The following is a 16299-nucleotide window of genomic DNA, read 5'->3' as shown; positions in this document are numbered from 1 at the left end:
GAAGCAGTTATTAGTTAATAATAACTGTTAATAACATATGGCGGAGGTTGAGGGATTTGAACCCTCGCGTGTTGTTAAACACCTACAAGCTTTCCAAGCCTGCCCCTTCAGCCACTTGGGTAAACCTCCGTGGCTATAAATTATAAAATAAATAATTGTTTAACGTTAGATAAAATCATTAGATTATTTATTAAAAATCAACTTATGTTTTGAAAATTTTTTAATAATTATTCATTCTTTTTCTTTTTAGCAAGTAAATTCTATGATTAATTTTGGTAAAATATATAACAACAAGCAATTATAAATATCTAAGGAAGGTTGCTATGAAAAGTTTTAAAGCAGTTGTAAAAGATCCTACCGGATTGCATGCTCGTCCTGCAACTCAATTAGTGCAAGTGGCCAATAAATTTAAATCCAAAACTACCATTAAAACCCAAGCCGGAACTACTGGTGATGCGAAGTCAATTATTAATTTAATGTCTTTAGCAATTAAACAAGGTGATAGTTTTGAAATCTTTTTTGAAGGCGAAGATGAAGCTGAGGCTGTTATGGCTGTTCAAAAAAGTCTTGAAGACAATCAGATTATTTAGTTTTTTTACAGTTTTTGTCAGGATTAATTAACTTTAAGTGAGTCATTTCTTGTAAACAACAAAATGATTTATTCATTTTGATTTTTTTTCATTATATAACTTCAATTTTTAATTATAGTAAAGGCGGGGTAAAAATCATGGAATATCGGGTAGGCTTAGGCTTTGATAATCATAATTTAAAAAGCAAAAAAAAGAACACCATTAAACTTGGCGGAATTAGTGTTAAGTGCGACTATGAAGTGGTGGCCCACTCAGATGGTGATGTGGTTTTTCACGCCCTTTCTGATGCCTTGCTTGGAGCTGCTGGCCTTGGTGATGTCGGCACTTTTTATTCTGATAGTGATCCAAAATTAAAAGATCTTGAATCGGAAAAAATCCTGTTACATACTTTAAAAATTTTACAAAAATCAAAATGACAAATTGTTAATGTCGACATGAATATTTTTGTTGAATACATTAAAATTGACCCAATTCGCTACCAATTAGTTGACAATTTAAAACGAATTCTTAAGAGCGAATTTGTTAATGTCAAGGCGAAGCATTACGAAGAACCCAAAAAACAAATCGCTTGCGAAGTGGTTGTCATGATTCACAAGAAGTAGGAAAAGTGATAATGCCAAAAGATAATACCGTTTTCGAACAAGAAGCAATTGATCCTAGAATTGATGAATTACTAATTTCTAGAAAACAAGTTGATGCTGGATGTATGGCGGCTGCACAATGGATTAATCAAAGATACCATAATCAAACTTTTTTAATGGTTGGCATTTTAAAAGGTTGCATCCCTTTTATTGGCAAATTAATTAGTTTAATTCAATCTGATATGCTTTTAGATTTTATGACGATTTCTTCGTTTAAAGGACAAACAAAAGCTGTTGGTGCTCCCAAAATCGTCATGGATTTAGCAATTGATGTTAAAGACCAGCATGTATTGCTAGTTGAGGATGTTGTTGATACAGGAAATACCATTAAATTAGTCCTAGATATGTTAAAAATGCGTGGGGCCAAATCTGTAAGTCTATTAACGTTTATTGATAAACAAGACAAACGCGAAATTTTTGTGAACATTGATTATAAATGTTTTAGTTTGCCTGATAAATTTCTTGTTGGTTTTGGTTTAGATTACCAGGGATTATTGCGCAATTTACCTTATGTTGGCACGCTTAAAAAAGAAGTGATTACCGCGATAAAACCTTCACTAGAAAAGTAAGGCAATTAACCAAATAAAATTCTCATTTGTAGGAATTTAAGAACAATCCGATTATCTGATCTTTGGACAGAAATTGTCGATTTGCTAATATTAATATATAATTTACAACAATTTATAGTAGTTTCAGATTTCAATATTTGTTAGTGCCACATGAGAAATAATTGAGAAAGGAAAAAACCAATGGTTAAAGCCAAAGCGAATCCAACTGATAAAATTACTGAATCGAAAATGGATCCAAGAAAAAAACGCTCCATTATTATTAAATCAATTGTTTGGTCGGTAATTATCGGTATTATTGTTGCGTTAATTGTGGTTGGAACCTTACCGTCAACCCCAACTGTATACTTAAGTGATATCCAATGAAACGGAAGTCAGTTAACAGCACGGGTTAACAATGGCCCGAATCGACAAGTGATTAATTTACCAGCTTCGAATCTTTTAACCCAGTACGTTAGTAATAGTCACTATAATGTCGTTTTCAATATTGGGGGCCGCAACGTTTTTGTTTCAGGCGAGTTCACTCACAATAGTAATGGCGATCCGATATATACGATCGGTAATTTAAAAATTGATAAATTAAACCAAACAATCTCTATTGGTGGCACTCAATATAGTCTTGGTCAAGGGACAAATGGAAATGCTCAAAACCAAGGTTTAGCACGATTGTTGCAAATTGGATCAATCCAAGTCCCAAATGCAAATGCTGCAATTGTAACTAACATTATTACTGCTTTATTGCCTTTTGTTTTCTATGCGTTAATTATCTACTTCATCTATCGTTTTGCTAATCGTGGTCTTGGCGGCAGCGGCGAAGGTGCTGAAAGTGTTTTTACGATCGGAAGATCGCAAGCAAAACTAGCGAAATCAACTGTAAAATTTACCGATGTTGCTGGTATTCAGGAAGAAAAAAATGAATTAATTGAAATTGTTGATTACCTAAAGAACCCAGGACGCTATGCCCAAATGGGAGCAAGATCACCACGGGGAGTAATTTTATATGGTCCTCCTGGCACAGGAAAAACCTTATTAGCCAAAGCGGTGGCTGGTGAAGCAAATGTCCCGTTTTTCCAAGTGACTGGATCAGCTTTTGAAGACATGCTAGTCGGAGTTGGTGCGAAACGGGTTAGAGACTTGTTTACCAAGGCAAAAAAAGCCGCCCCTTGCATTATTTTTATTGATGAAATCGACTCAGTTGGTTCCAAACGGGGCAAGGTTGAAATTAGCAATTATTCTGTTGCCGAACAAACCTTAAACCAACTGTTAGCGGAAATGGATGGTTTTACAAGTCGAACTGGGGTTGTTGTGATGGCTGCAACGAACCGTTTAGACGTTTTAGATGAGGCTTTATTACGACCCGGACGTTTTGACCGGCACATTCAAGTTACCTTGCCAGACGTTAAAGAACGTACCGCTATTTTAAAAATTCATGCGGCCAATAAAAATCTTTCGAGCAAAGTTAATCTTGAAGATGTCGCACGACGCACCCCAGGCTTTAGTGGTGCCCAGTTGGAAAATGTCTTGAACGAAGCGACCTTACTTGCAGTTCGTAATAAGAAAAACACAATTAGCATTGAAGATTTAGATGAAGCGATCGATCGCGTTATGGCTGGACCTGCCAAAAAATCACGCGTGATTTCTGAGCAGGACCGAAAGTTAACAGCGTGTCACGAAGCAGGACATGCCATTGTTGGTTTACATTTAAAAGGTGTTGAAGAAGTTCAAAAAATTACCATTATTCCTCGTGGTCAAGCCGGTGGTTATACCTTATCGACACCAAAAGATGCCGAAATGTTAATGAAACGCAAGAGTGATCTATTAAATATCGTTGCGGGAGCATTAGGTGGTCGAGCCGCCGAAGAAGTAGTTTATGGTGCTGATAATATTACAACAGGTGCTTCTAATGATTTTTATAAAGCAACTAACATCGTTCGTGCCATGGTAACCCAACTGGGGATGAGCCGGTTAGGAATGACTCAATTTGTTCCTAGCGAGGGAGTTGTTAGCCCGCACGCGAAACTTTATTCTGATAAAACTGCTGAAGCTATTGATGTGGTCATTAATGAGATTATTGAAAAACAATATCAAGTAGCAAAACAAATCATTGAAACTAATCGCGATGAACACGATTTAATTGTCCAAACCTTGTTAGTTCAAGAAACCATTCTTAAAAAAGATATTGACTACATCCATGAAAACAAAACAATGCCACCAGGTGCCATTGATTTGAAAAAAGCAACTGAATCAGTTAAAGAGAAACCAACTGCACCTAATGCTTAATTAAAATGTGGCATAGATTTTATAAATGATTTTCTGCTTCAAATCTTGTTACTTTTTTCTTGGATCATTTTTATGGGTTTTTTCAAAAAATATTTATTTAATTTAATTACTTTTTTTGCCCAAGAAGAATCCCAAATTAATCAAATTGATACGCAATTAAGTGATGGTACATTTGGTTCACGAATTAATAATTTCTTTCAAGAAGTTTCTTGTAATTTAGATGCTTATGATTTTAATTCTCCGCAAAAAATTTTAGCTGATTTAGCCGACCTTTTTTATCATATTGTTGAAGGTGAATTTGCTGTTTTGTTTGCGACGCTTCTTATTAATTTTGCTGAACTTACAGTAAATGAAAATTATACTCCAAAAAGCATTTGTATCAATTTGTACAGGAGTACTTTATTTTTGCAAAACAAATACAAAATTAAAATAAATGAAAAATCATTTTTTGACGTCTTGCTACCATTGTCTGAATGAGTTAGCAATCATTATGATGAACCAGTTGATTGGATCTTGAACAGCTGTTTAAAAAAAGTGACAGCGATTTTAAAGAAATTACAAATGATTCGGAGCAAAATTGGCCTATCTAGATATCTTGGAAAAAGGGCAATTGGTTTACATGATAGCGGAGCGTTATTCATTTATTTCTTATTAAAAATTTTTCAGCAAACATGAAGCGAGGTCGCCCTTGAAAAAAATCAAAGTTAATCAAGTTGGTTTTTTTTGACTTGATAAGTGGTTATTGAACCCGCAGAAAAATCGTTATTTTATTCAAGTTATTATTATCTTAATAATTGCTTTAATTGTTCTTTTAACCATTAATGAATTTTCTTGAAAAAACACAAGAGCATACCTCCCTGTTTTAATTACAAGCATTAGTCTAACCGGAATTTTGATGATCGTTGTTTTTATTGGTTTTTTTCTAAGAATCAAACGTTTTCAGCGATTCAATAATGGTAATTACGAAGAGCAATTGATCACAAATATTCAACGCAATGCAGAGGTTTCAACTTTCAGTTTATTGTCTGAACCCAAATTTGAAATTGTCAATTTTACCAGCTCATGAATGGAGCGTTTTTATGAACCATCAAGCGGATCCGGTTGGTTTTTTTTACAGTTTCAAGAACCAACTTTGAACATCACTTACGGCCACATTGATTTTACAAGTTCATTTGCAAAAAAAACCCTATATGACCAAGCAAACGTTAAGAAAATTATTATTGCTAAAGGTAGTTCAATTGGACCTAATGTTTTCTATTTAAGTTCAGAAATTGTTAATTTTAATAGCCAACAAGAAATCATAGTTAACAATATTAATTTAACTTATCAAAAGCCGATTCATCATTTTCATTTGTACGCAGTTAATGGTGCAAAGTTTGATGAACAATGGCAGACGATTTTTGAATTAATTGATGAATTTTTATTTGCACAAAATATGGTGTCGTGAAAATTTGATCTTTTGAATACACCTAATGATCTTTATTTAATTGCTTTAGTTCCCGCAATGTTTATGAATAGTAAATTACAATCTTATGAAAGTGTTGCTAATTTTCAAGAAAATTTAAGAAGACAAGCAAATCATGATGTTGCCTATTTAAAATTATTAGCAAGTTTAATGAAAATTATTGAAACCCAATTTAACTTTCTCTCATTTCAAGAAGCAACAAAAAAATTAAACAGTAAAATTGATCCGATTCTTAAAGTTAGCCAATCTACAGTAAAAATTTAATTGAAAATTATTGCTGTTTTTTATTATTTTCTTCATTTTTATTTTAATAGTTCAACAATTTTAGATCCTATTTTTTTAACAAGTATTCAATTAGCAAATTAGTTTTTTAGTGATTTTTTTGGTTTAAGAGAACCTTTTTTAAGATTACTTAAGCCATGAATTCATGACTAAAAATTTATTTTAAATAACAAATGTTTTCCTTAAATTTTAGGAGACATTCGACTAGAAAATATGCATCGTTTAAGTTGTTTATGAAAAAATGCTTTGCTTTCAAGCCATTTGTTAACATTATTAATATGAAAAATCAGCAAGACATGATATCTTGCTGATTTTCTTTTATTTTTTTAATTTAGGAATGTTTAAAATTTTGTTTTTGTCAATTTTCAAACGCATCAATCGAACCATGTTTATGCTTGTAAATCATGTCTTCAATGACGGTAGTTCCAAATGATCCAAAGCCAAAAAGAAATAACACAAAGACCACTAAAATTCGTGAGATTACATTATCTTGATAACCAGGTTGCAACCGGTTCATTTGCGAAATTAAGAACATATCAATAACCGGAAAAATAATTGTAACTGCCATTGAAAAAGCAACTGTAACTACAGCAATTCATGCTGAAATTTTGAAGTATTTTTTTTGATCTGTTTGAATTTTTTGATGTTTTCGGTTGCGTAAACCACCATAGATAGCCATGGCAATAAACCCAAATACAAAAACCGAAGTTCATGTCGAAGTTAAATCAGTAAATCCGTAAAGTCGTGCCATTCCGCTGCCATATAATTCAGCCCCTTGTTCGTCTAGATAACTGCTTTTAGGAATATATCCAAGTCCACCAATAATCGCAAAAAGAATGTAGATGGGAACGCTTAGTACTAATGAATATACAATACCAATTACGGGTCGATTATCGTTTAAACGGTTTAAATATTTTAATGAATAAGGTAGTTCTCCGGTTTTGATTAGTTCTTCAGTATATCTTGGTGCTCATAGGGCAAAACCGTTAATAATTCCTAATACACCAATGGCAATTCCTAAATTAATAACCCCAAATACAATTCGACCAGTGACACTACCGAAGGCTTTTCGCATGTTTTCAAGCATGTCATAAAAACTACCACCATTAATGGACATACTAATGGCAAGAATTAAGTAAATCAATGTCGTGATACCTAGACCTAATAGAATTGCTAATGGTGTTTTTTTTGGTTCTTTCATTTCTGACTGAATGCCGCCAGCAACATAAAAGCCATCAAATGCGAAAAAGATCGCACCAATAGCGATAAACAATCCCAATCCGGGTGTAAATGTTTTCAATTCCTTGCCAGCTGCAATTGTATCGTTACTTGGAGTTACAACTGTTGGTGAAATTTTTTCAATTGTTTCTTTGGGAATTAAACCAACTAACACAAAACCAATAATTGCCACAGCTGCTAAGGGTACAAATTTGATATAAGTAATGATTTTATTATGAATGTTACCAATTCGTGATGAGATGCCACTTACATAAACAAAATAAACCGCAATCCCTAAACCAATTAGAGATCAAATGGCTCAATCAGCATTCGTTTTAAATTGAATGGCACTTGCATCATCATTAATAAATGCCCCTAAGGCATCTTGGAGTGATAACAATGAATATAAGGGCATGAAGAAGTAAGTTAATGGCAAATAAATGTAAAACATAAAATTTTTTGATGCTTTAAAAATGGTTCGGCCATTAAAAACTTTGATTCAACCTAATAAGGACAAATTATCATTTCTAGCTGATGAAATTTCAACTAAGGCTAATGCCATGGCAATTACCGAAATCGAAGCAATAATTCAACAAAAAATTGCTAATACCAGTGATGACTGTGACAAGTCTAAAACATCTTTAGATTTGAAAAAGATTCCAGCACCGATTGATGATCCCATAACAATTAACATGGCCGAAAAGAAGGAAATTTTTTTCTGTGGTGCAGCCAGAGATATACCACCTGCTTCCTGTTTTAAATTACTTTTTATTTCTTCCATAAATATTCCTTTTAGTGTCTAGCGACATTACTAATTTGCATGTTTAAAAATATTTCCGTTTAATTCATGAATGAATCCTAATTATTTTATGACTTTTTAATTAATTATTTTCGTTCCCGATTTACCAGCTAAAACTTCATTAACTTTCGATAAACTTGCAATAATGGCATAGCGGTTTGCGTGGTTTTTCACAAAGGTTTTGGCTGCTTGAATTTTGGGCAACATGCTGCCAGGTGCGAATTGTTTTTCGTTAATATATTTTTCTAAATCGTTAACGTTAACTTCATGTAAGGCCTTTTGATTTGGTTGACTAAAGTTGATAAAAACATGGTCGACTGCAGTTAAGATTAAAAAAACATCAGCACCAATTTTATCAGCAATTGTTGCCAATGCAAAGTCTTTATCGATAACACCCTCAACCCCTATGTATTGGCCATTTTCAATAATTGTTGGAATCCCCCCACCACCCCCGACAATGACAACTACCCCATTATCAACATTGGCTTTAATTGCATTGATACCAAGAAAGTTGATTGGCAAAGGGGAGGGAACAACTTTGCGATAACCGCGACCTGCATCTTCAACGATTAGCGAATCGGGATTATTTTTTTGTGCATCAGTTTTTGTTGCATAGAAAGGCCCAACTGGTTTAGTCGGATTTTTAAACGCAGGATCGTTTTTATCAACAATGGTTTGGGTTAATACGTAAATAATTTCTTGGTCAATTTTTTGGATGTTAAATGCGTTTGATAACGCTGTTAACAAATGATAACCAATATAACCTTGTGACATCCCACCAGCTTCAGCAAAGGGAATTAACGGCGTCTTCTCGTTAGCTTTTTTTGCATCACTAAAAGCATTAAAAATCATGCCAACTTGGGGCCCATTACCGTGGCCAACAACAACTTGGTGACCTTCTTGGACTAGATTAGCAATCATTTTTGCCGGTAATTTGACTAATTCTTTTTGTTCAACCGGATTATTTCCTAGGGCGTTGCCACCTAAAGCAATGACGATTTTTGCCATGTTCATTACCCCAAAGTTGCCAACAAAATTGCTTTAATGGAATGCATCCGGTTTTCGGCTTGATCAAACGCTTGGTTATGCTTTGATTGAAAAACCTCATCAGTTACTTCGATCGCTCCAGTTTTGACAATTGGGTACTTGTCACCAAGGGTTTTGGCCACTTCTTTACTAAAAGTGGTGTGATCATCATGAAACGCTGGTAAGCAATGCATGAAGATGACCTCAGGCTTTGCAGCTTGAATCATTTTCATATCAACTTGAAAGTTTTTCAACTCGCCAATCCGTTCATCAAATAATGAAAAATCCTCACCTAGCGACACCCAAACATCAGTGTAGATGACATCGGCATCTTTTGCTGCTTTGATTTTGTCTTCACTAAATTGCAAAGATCCCCCATTTTGTTTAAAAAGTTCCTGGCATTTTTCAATAATTTCTAAATCAATACCGGCCTGATATTTTTTTGGACCACACATTACCACATCCATGCCAGTGTGGGCGGCTCCAATCATTACTGAAACCCCAACGTTGTTTTTGTAATCACCAATGAAAACAATTTTCCGATTTTTGAATGATCCTAATTTTTCTTTAATTGTCATGTAGTCGGCAATACATTGTGTTGGGTGCTCTTTTTCGGTTAATCCGTTTCAAACAGGAACATTAGCATATTTTACTAAAGCATCAATGTCCTTTTGGAAAAACCCCCGAAATTCAATCCCATCATACATTCTTCCTAGCACTTTTGCCGTATCTTCAATTGATTCTTTTTTGCCCATATTCGATCCTGTAGGTCCAATGTATGTTACCCCCATACCTAAATCCATGGCAGCGACTTCGAACGCACAGCGAGTGCGTGTGGAGTCTTTTTGAAATAAAATTACGATGTTTTTACCTTGTAATGGTCGATTATTAGCGTGTAATTGGGCATATTTTGTTTTTTTCAAATCAATTGCTAAATCAATTAAATGATTAACTTCTTGTGATGTAAAGTTTAGCAATGAATCTAAACTTCTTGAACGAATGTTAAATGCCATAGTGATCTTTTATCCTTTGAATTTTAATAATTAATTTTCACGAACTAGCGGCATGGATAAGCAGCGTGCTGACCCCATTGCTAGTGATAATTGGTTTCCTGAAAAACTCAAAACCCTCACACCCGCTTTTTTTAAGGCCGCTTCGGTTTTTACATTGCGATCATACCCGACAACCACACCCGGAGCAATCGTTAAGTAATTAGTTGCATCAAAATGGGTTTCGACATCAATATCTAACTGATCAGCATGCTCGCCGCCAACGGGAATTAAAATTGGTTCTTTACCAATGATTGATTTCAACATGGTTTTCAGATTGGCCTTTTTTTCAACTAATTCTAGTTTTGGTTTTTTTAAATCAATCACCCAGAATTTTAGGGATTGTAAAATGTTTGGTGAATATAAAAATTTATCATAATCGACCATTGTTAACCAAGTATCTAAATGCATTAGATTGGGCATTGGTGGAACATTAATTGCTACAATTTGCTCAAATTTTGCCGTCTTGTGGGATTTGATACTTTTGGCAATAGTTTTAATCGCATCCATATTGGTTCTTTCGCTGTTGCCAATTACCAAAGTTTTTTCGTTATAAACAAAAATATCACCACCCTCAATTGTTCCCTTAGCATCTTTATTATCGTAATATTTGAAGTTGGTTTTATAATCGGGATGGTTCTTAAAGACAAATTCAGTCAATAATGCTTCCCGTTTGCGAGTGGGATATTTCATATTGTGGATTGATACGCCATCGCCAATGCTAGCGAATGTATCACGGGCAAAGCAGATGTTTGGCATCGGGTCAACAACTAAGGGATTTTTATTGCCTTTTAAGTTTAGTTCACAGCACCTGATTCCTGCGATCATTTTACGAACCATTGCTTTAGTTGGAAATGACAGAATGTACTTTTTAACAAGGAGACGGTTTTTAGTCGACAATTTTGGCAGGGCGTGATCTAATCAGGATTCAATAAAAGCACTTTTGATTTTATCGTCAACAGCATCGTATGTTTGGACAATTAAATCATCGATTTGATGAACGATTACCCCATTATCTTCTAGAATTTTTACAAAACGCTTGTGTTCATCAATTGCTGATCTTGGCTCAATTACTGTCGAAAACAAAAATTCTTTTAAACGCATTGGATCAACATGTGCTATTTCTTCACCAGGAGTGTGAACCACAACTTCTTTTAGTTTAGTAACTTCACTATACACATTGATTTTCATGAACTACTTCTTCCTTGATTTTTAATGGAAATTTAGTGGATATTTGATAATTTATTTTACGACAAATCTTCACCTTATTTCACAGTGTAATTTTATATATAGTAAGAAGCAAGAATCTTCATTTTTCACGCATTATTGAGAAATATTGTTCACGGAAAATTTCGAAATTACCATTATTTATTCTGACAGATTTTGTTGTTGTGCTAAATTACTCTTTTGTTCCCTAAATGAAATTTTAGAAGAGTGCTTAAATTTCTGCGAATTAATTTATTTTTTAAATCTTGGAAAATCAAAATCATTTAGCAATTTTTATGTGTTCTTAAGTGATATTTTTTAAAAAATCTTCAAATGTAATGTACGAAATTTAATCGCATTAAATAAAGTTTGTTTTTAAAATTTATTAACCAATCAAGCGGTTATATTTTTCATAAAATTTTTGAATAAAAGTAGTAAAATCAGATCATATTGACAATGTCAAAACCTCTTTAGCGTTTTCACGTGTTTATAAGGATCAATTATGAAAGCAAGAGTTAAACCAAACCATTCATTAAAAAGTAATACCAATCTGTATTATGACCCGTGAAAAATTATTCAAAAAAACTTGCCATCTGAGGAAGCAAAAATTTATTTTAGTGAATCGATTTTTTCAACAACTAATGGTCTCATTGGTTCCCGGGGAACTTTTGAAGAAACTTTTAGTTCTTTCAAACATTTAGGCAACTATTTAGGTGGTGTGTGATATCCTATGCCTACTAGAGTTGGTTGGTGAAAAAACGGCTACCCATTATATTTTGGGAAAATGATTAATGCTTTGGATTTTTTAGATACCGAAATTTATATTGATGGTATCCAGGTTGATTTAGCGAAACTAAAAGTGCTTTCATTTTGACGTGAACTTGACATGCAGAATGGAACCTATTTAAGGAAAGCAACTTTTGATATCAATGGCAAAACAATCGATTACCAAGTCCTTCGTTTTTATAGCGTTGTCCAGACTGAACGCGTTTTAACCCGCTTTCGCTTTCAAGTTCCCCAAAATACCAAAGTTGAATTTATCACAAAAATTAAAACTGATGTCACTAATTACGATGCAAGTGAACAGGAAAATTTCTGGGATTTAATTGATACTAAAAAGATTGATACCAACTTATATTTAGTACACACGCAAACGAAAACGAACCCTTTTGGTGTCAAACAATTTAATGTTTTTAGTTCGTTTAAACTTTTTAATTCTAACCAAAAAAGTGTCGAAATTAAATATGAACAAAATAAAACTGGTTTTCAGGCAGGTTCGATTTGAACATCGAAAAAAGATCAGGAAATTTTGGAATTAGATAAGCACGTTTTTATTAAATCAGACTTTAACATCGCAAAAGAAGATGCCAAACATTTTATTGTTGAAAAAAGTAAAAACCTTCAAACATCAGATTTTGATTTACAACTAAAATTGCAAAAAAATGAGTGAGAAAAACGGTGGTCACAAAGTGATATTATTATTGAAAAAAATGTTGCTATTCAGCAAGGTGTTAGGTATTGTATCTACCAACTGCTAAGCACTTATTCAGGAGTTGATCCGTTATTAAATATTGGTCCTAAAGGTTTTTCTGGCGAAAAATACGGCGGAGCAACTTATTGGGATACGGAAGCATTTTGTTTGCCATTTTATTTAGCAACTTGTGACCAAGAAGTTGCAAAAAACCTTGTTAAATATCGTTATTTGCAATTGCATCAAGCTATCGAAAATGCTAAGCAACTTGGCTTAAATGGGGCTTTATATCCAATGGTTACATTTGATGGCGTGGAATGCCATAATGAATGGGAAATTACCTTTGAAGAAATCCACCGTAACGCGGCAATTGTTTATGGAATTTACAATTATGTGAGATGAACTAAAGACGAAAAGTATTTAAAAGATTTTGGGATTCCTGTAATTTTGGAAGTTGCTAAATTCTGAGTTGACCGGACCCATTATTCGCAAAACAAGCAAGTTTACATGATTCATGGCGTTACTGGCCCAAATGAATATGATAATAATGTTAACAACAATTGGTACACCAATTATATGGCCAGATGGTGCATTGAGTATGCCTTAGAGTGCATTAGTCAATACAAACTAACCAAATTAGAGCGATATTCACTTACCAAAACCGAAATTCAACACTGAAAAGAAGTTGTTGCCAAGATGTATCTGCCATACGATAAAAAGCACGATATTTTTGTGCAGTTTGATACTTTTTTAGATAAAAATTTTGTCAGTAAAGATTTAATTCCAGAGAATGAAAAACCATTAAATAAGCATTGGTCATGGGATAAAATCTTACGCTCTTGTTACATAAAGCAGGCCGATGTTCTACAAGCAATGTATTTTTTTCCTGAAAAATTTTCTGACCATGAAGTGAACCAAAATTACTCATTTTATGAACCTTATACCGTGCACGAATCATCGTTATCACCCTGCATTCACATGATTCTTGCGTCCCGGCTGAAAAAACCCGCTAAAACTTTGTTGGAAACGATGCTTCGAACTTGTCGCCTTGACCTAGATAATTATAACGATGATACCGATGATGGGTTGCATATTACCTCCATGGCTGGAGCATGATTGGCTGTTGTTGAAGGACTTTTAGGAATGCGTTTTAATAAAAAACAAACCTTAGAGTTTGCCCCACAAATTCCGAAAGAATTAGGAAAAATTACGGCAAAAATCAAGTTTTTAAACCAATGAAAAACAATTGTTGCTCAATCTGATGAACTAACAATAGTGTTATCAAAATCAAAAAATTCAAGGATTAATTAATGCAAATCGCTAATGATTTTATTTTTCATACCCCATATTGAAAAATGGCATACCAAGCTGATGCAAAAACCTTAGGCGTCATTATTCAAGTGCGTAAAGATGTGAAGGTTAAAAATTTAATTTTACATTATGGTGATCCCTACACGGTGAACCAAAGTCGTCCTAAAAAAAGCAAGACGTGAAAAGTTTGAAATGTTTCGTTTGAACAAGCCATGGAGTTTTATGTGGCTGACCAAGCGTTTAACTATTATCGGGCCTACATTACCATTAGCACCAATCGTTTGCATTATTACTTTGAAATAAAAACCTCAAAAACAACTTATTATTTAACCCGATTTGATCTTTATGATCAGCAGCCCAAGTGAATTCATGATGAATGTTACACATGAGCATATTTAACCAAGGGAAATTTAAAAACGATTCCTAAGTGAATGCCAAATACGGTCTGGTACCAAATTTTTGTTGACCGGTTTCATAAAACGAGTTCAAAAAAACGCAAACCAGTTGAGCAATGAGGCACACAGCCAACCCGTTTTAATTATTTTGGTGGCGATCTCAATGGCATTACAGTTAAATTAGATTATCTTCAAGAATTAGGTGTTTCTGGATTGTATTTATGTCCAATTTTTCAAGCCGAATCCAACCACAAGTACGATACTACTGATTATTTTAGAATTGAACCTGATTTTGGCGATGAGAAAGATTTAAAAAAACTGATTGATCTTGCTCATAAAAAAGGCATGAAAGTTATGTTAGATGCTGTTTTTAACCATAGCGGATGGTTTTTTAAACCGTGACAAGATGTCTTAAAAAATCTTGAAAAATCGAAATACAAATATTGGTTTTTTGTCAATGATTTTAAGCAGTTAGAAAAATTGCGAGAATCAATTGATTTAAGTAATGAAAAAAATTTTCGGCTAGATTATTATCCTTACGAAACCTTTGCTTTTGCCGCTTACATGCCCCGGTTAAATTGAAACAACCTTGAGGTTGAAAAATATTTACAAAAAGTTGTTACTAAATGAACAAAAATGGGTATTGATGGTTGGCGCCTTGATGTTGCTAATGAACCTGCTTTTGAATTTTGAAGAAAATTTCGCGTCTGAACTAAAAGCATTAATCCAGAAATTTATATTTTGGGCGAGATTTGGTATGATTCGACACCATGATTAGCAGGTGATATGTTTGATGGAGTAATGAATTATCCGTTGCGCGGGTTAATTTTAAGTGCAATTTTTAAACCTAATAAGAAAACGTTTGAAACTAATTTCGCGAAATTTTTACTTTCGTATAACGCCTATGACATGACGGGCATGTTTAATATTTTAAGTAGCCATGATGTGCCAAGATTGCTAACAATTTTCAACCAAGATGAGAAGAAATTTTTATTTGCTTACCAACTTCTATTTTTATTTAGCGGCTCACCGTGTATTTTTTATGGTGACGAAATTGGTTTATCAGGACAACAAGATCCAGATTGTCGCAAATGTATGCAATGAGATCTTAGTAAACAAAATAAAAACTTATATCAAAACCTTCAAAAATTAATTAAATGGCGGAAAAAAAATGAGGTATTTGCAAAAGGTATTTGAACCTTAGTTCCTAATCGCATGGCTAACATCACAACGCTAATTAAAATCTACAAAAATAATAGGGTATTAATCAAAATTAATTGAAGTGAGTTGACAATTGAACTAAGTTAAAATGATGTTTGGTAGGCTTTAATAACTTTATTAAGGTCCAAATCATTTGTTGACTCTAAAAAATATCTCGAGTTTTTTCTAACGTAATCATCATTCGGATTAATGCCCACTGAAAAAATATTTGCAGCATTTAATCCGATAATTCCCGCTGATGCATCTTCTAAACCAATACATTCATCTGCGTTTAGTTTTAAACCATTTGCTGCTGCTAAATAGATATCTGGTGCTGGTTTACCCTTTTTAACCGTACTAGGATCAACAAGGTAATTGAACACATCAAATATTTGCAATCGTTTTAATATAATGGGTGCATTTTTTGAACTCGAGGCAATTGCTAATAAAATTTTTTGATTTTTACTTTCTTCTAAAAACGGCTTAATTCCAGGCAAAATATCGTTTGGCGTAATTGATGCTATCAATGTCTTGTAAAGTTCGTTTTTTTTAAAACAAAGTTGGTCAATTTGTTGAACTGATAATTTTTGATAGTTAAAGACTTCTAAAATTTTTAAAAGTGTATTTTTACGGTCTAAACCCTTGATTTTTTCGTTTATTTCGCTGGTTAATTTCATTCCATAGGGTGCAATTATTTGCTTTCAAGCTTCGTAATGAAACTTTGCAGTATCCGTGATAATTCCGTCTAAATCAAAAATTATTCCTTTTATTCTTTTTTGCATAATTTCTTTTTACTTACC

At 33.5% G+C, this 16299-nt stretch carries 13 protein-coding genes and 1 tRNA gene; 8 read left to right on the top strand and 6 right to left on the bottom strand.

All coding sequences use genetic code 4. The features are described from left to right. Positions 1 to 38 precede the first annotated feature (38 nt). A tRNA-Ser gene (locus ABDB96_RS00830) sits at positions 39 to 129 on the bottom strand. Positions 130 to 323: 194 nt separating this feature from the next. Here ABDB96_RS00830 and ABDB96_RS00825 point away from each other — a divergent pair. The 6 genes from ABDB96_RS00825 to ABDB96_RS00800 all read left to right on the top strand — a co-directional run bounded on the left by ABDB96_RS00825 (position 324) and on the right by ABDB96_RS00800 (position 5806). Beyond that, positions 324 to 590 carry an HPr family phosphocarrier protein gene (locus tag ABDB96_RS00825; RefSeq protein ID WP_343251626.1) on the top strand — a complete coding sequence of 89 codons (267 nt, stop codon included), beginning with the start codon at positions 324 to 326 and terminating at the stop codon, positions 588 to 590. Positions 591 to 727: 137 nt separating this feature from the next. Continuing rightward, positions 728 to 1192 carry a 2-C-methyl-D-erythritol 2,4-cyclodiphosphate synthase gene (gene ispF / locus ABDB96_RS00820; RefSeq protein WP_343251625.1) on the top strand — a complete coding sequence of 155 codons (465 nt, stop codon included), beginning with the start codon at positions 728 to 730 and terminating at the stop codon, positions 1190 to 1192. Positions 1193 to 1203: 11 nt separating this feature from the next. After that, positions 1204 to 1800 (top strand): hypoxanthine phosphoribosyltransferase, encoded by a 597-nt coding sequence (gene hpt / locus ABDB96_RS00815; protein ID WP_343251624.1) that lies wholly within the window; start codon positions 1204 to 1206, stop codon positions 1798 to 1800. A gap of 180 nt (positions 1801 to 1980) precedes the next feature. Then, a complete protein-coding gene (ftsH, locus tag ABDB96_RS00810) occupies positions 1981 to 4077 on the top strand; it encodes an ATP-dependent zinc metalloprotease FtsH (RefSeq protein ID WP_343251623.1) in 2097 nt (698 codons plus the stop codon). Positions 4078 to 4149: 72 nt separating this feature from the next. Further along, the gene (locus ABDB96_RS00805; RefSeq protein ID WP_343251622.1) at positions 4150 to 4785 is read left to right on the top strand and encodes a DAK2 domain-containing protein; all 636 of its coding nucleotides are present in this window, start codon (positions 4150 to 4152) and stop codon (positions 4783 to 4785) included. Continuing rightward, complete coding sequence (locus ABDB96_RS00800) at positions 4766 to 5806, top strand: hypothetical protein (RefSeq protein ID WP_343251621.1); 1041 nt, start codon at positions 4766 to 4768, stop codon at positions 5804 to 5806. Before ABDB96_RS00805 ends, ABDB96_RS00800 begins: the two co-directional genes overlap by 20 nt. A 349-nt stretch (positions 5807 to 6155) precedes the next feature. Here the strand turns inward: ABDB96_RS00800 and ABDB96_RS00795 are convergent, their stop codons facing one another. The 4 genes from ABDB96_RS00795 to ABDB96_RS00780 form a co-directional block, all read right to left on the bottom strand. Beyond that, complete coding sequence (locus ABDB96_RS00795; protein WP_343251620.1) at positions 6156 to 7823, bottom strand: APC family permease; 1668 nt, start codon at positions 7821 to 7823, stop codon at positions 6156 to 6158. Positions 7824 to 7919: 96 nt separating this feature from the next. Further along, positions 7920 to 8849, bottom strand: a complete 930-nt coding sequence (arcC, locus tag ABDB96_RS00790) for a carbamate kinase (RefSeq protein ID WP_343251619.1) — start codon at positions 8847 to 8849, stop codon at positions 7920 to 7922. A 5-nt stretch (positions 8850 to 8854) separates the two neighbouring features. Then, positions 8855 to 9880: an ornithine carbamoyltransferase gene (gene argF, locus ABDB96_RS00785; protein ID WP_343251618.1), complete on the bottom strand. Its 1026-nt coding sequence runs from the start codon at positions 9878 to 9880 to the stop codon at positions 8855 to 8857. Positions 9881 to 9910: 30 nt separating this feature from the next. Beyond that, positions 9911 to 11107, bottom strand: a complete 1197-nt coding sequence (locus ABDB96_RS00780) for an arginine deiminase (RefSeq protein WP_343251617.1) — start codon at positions 11105 to 11107, stop codon at positions 9911 to 9913. 517 nt (positions 11108 to 11624) lie between these two features. Here ABDB96_RS00780 and ABDB96_RS00775 point away from each other — a divergent pair. Then, positions 11625 to 13904 (top strand): family 65 glycosyl hydrolase domain-containing protein, encoded by a 2280-nt coding sequence (locus ABDB96_RS00775; RefSeq protein WP_343251616.1) that lies wholly within the window; start codon positions 11625 to 11627, stop codon positions 13902 to 13904. Then, positions 13904 to 15607 carry a glycoside hydrolase family 13 protein gene (locus ABDB96_RS00770; RefSeq protein WP_343251615.1) on the top strand — a complete coding sequence of 568 codons (1704 nt, stop codon included), beginning with the start codon at positions 13904 to 13906 and terminating at the stop codon, positions 15605 to 15607. The genes ABDB96_RS00775 and ABDB96_RS00770 overlap by 1 nt, the downstream gene beginning before the upstream one ends. On the opposite strand, the gene pgmB is transcribed toward ABDB96_RS00770, so the two are convergent. Beyond that, on the bottom strand, positions 15604 to 16281 hold the full coding sequence (gene pgmB / locus ABDB96_RS00765; protein ID WP_343251614.1) for a beta-phosphoglucomutase: 678 nt from the start codon (positions 16279 to 16281) through the stop codon (positions 15604 to 15606). The two genes, ABDB96_RS00770 and pgmB, sit on opposite strands and share 4 nt — an antisense overlap. Positions 16282 to 16299 lie beyond the last annotated feature (18 nt).

It is taken from the genome of Mycoplasma amphoriforme A39, assembly GCA_000723365.1.
In the GTDB taxonomy this organism is placed as follows: Bacteria; Bacillota_I; Bacilli_A; order Mycoplasmatales; family Mycoplasmoidaceae; genus Mycoplasmoides; species Mycoplasmoides amphoriforme.
The sequence above is the reverse complement of the archived record's forward strand: the minus strand, read 5'-3'. Positions and strand labels throughout refer to the sequence as shown.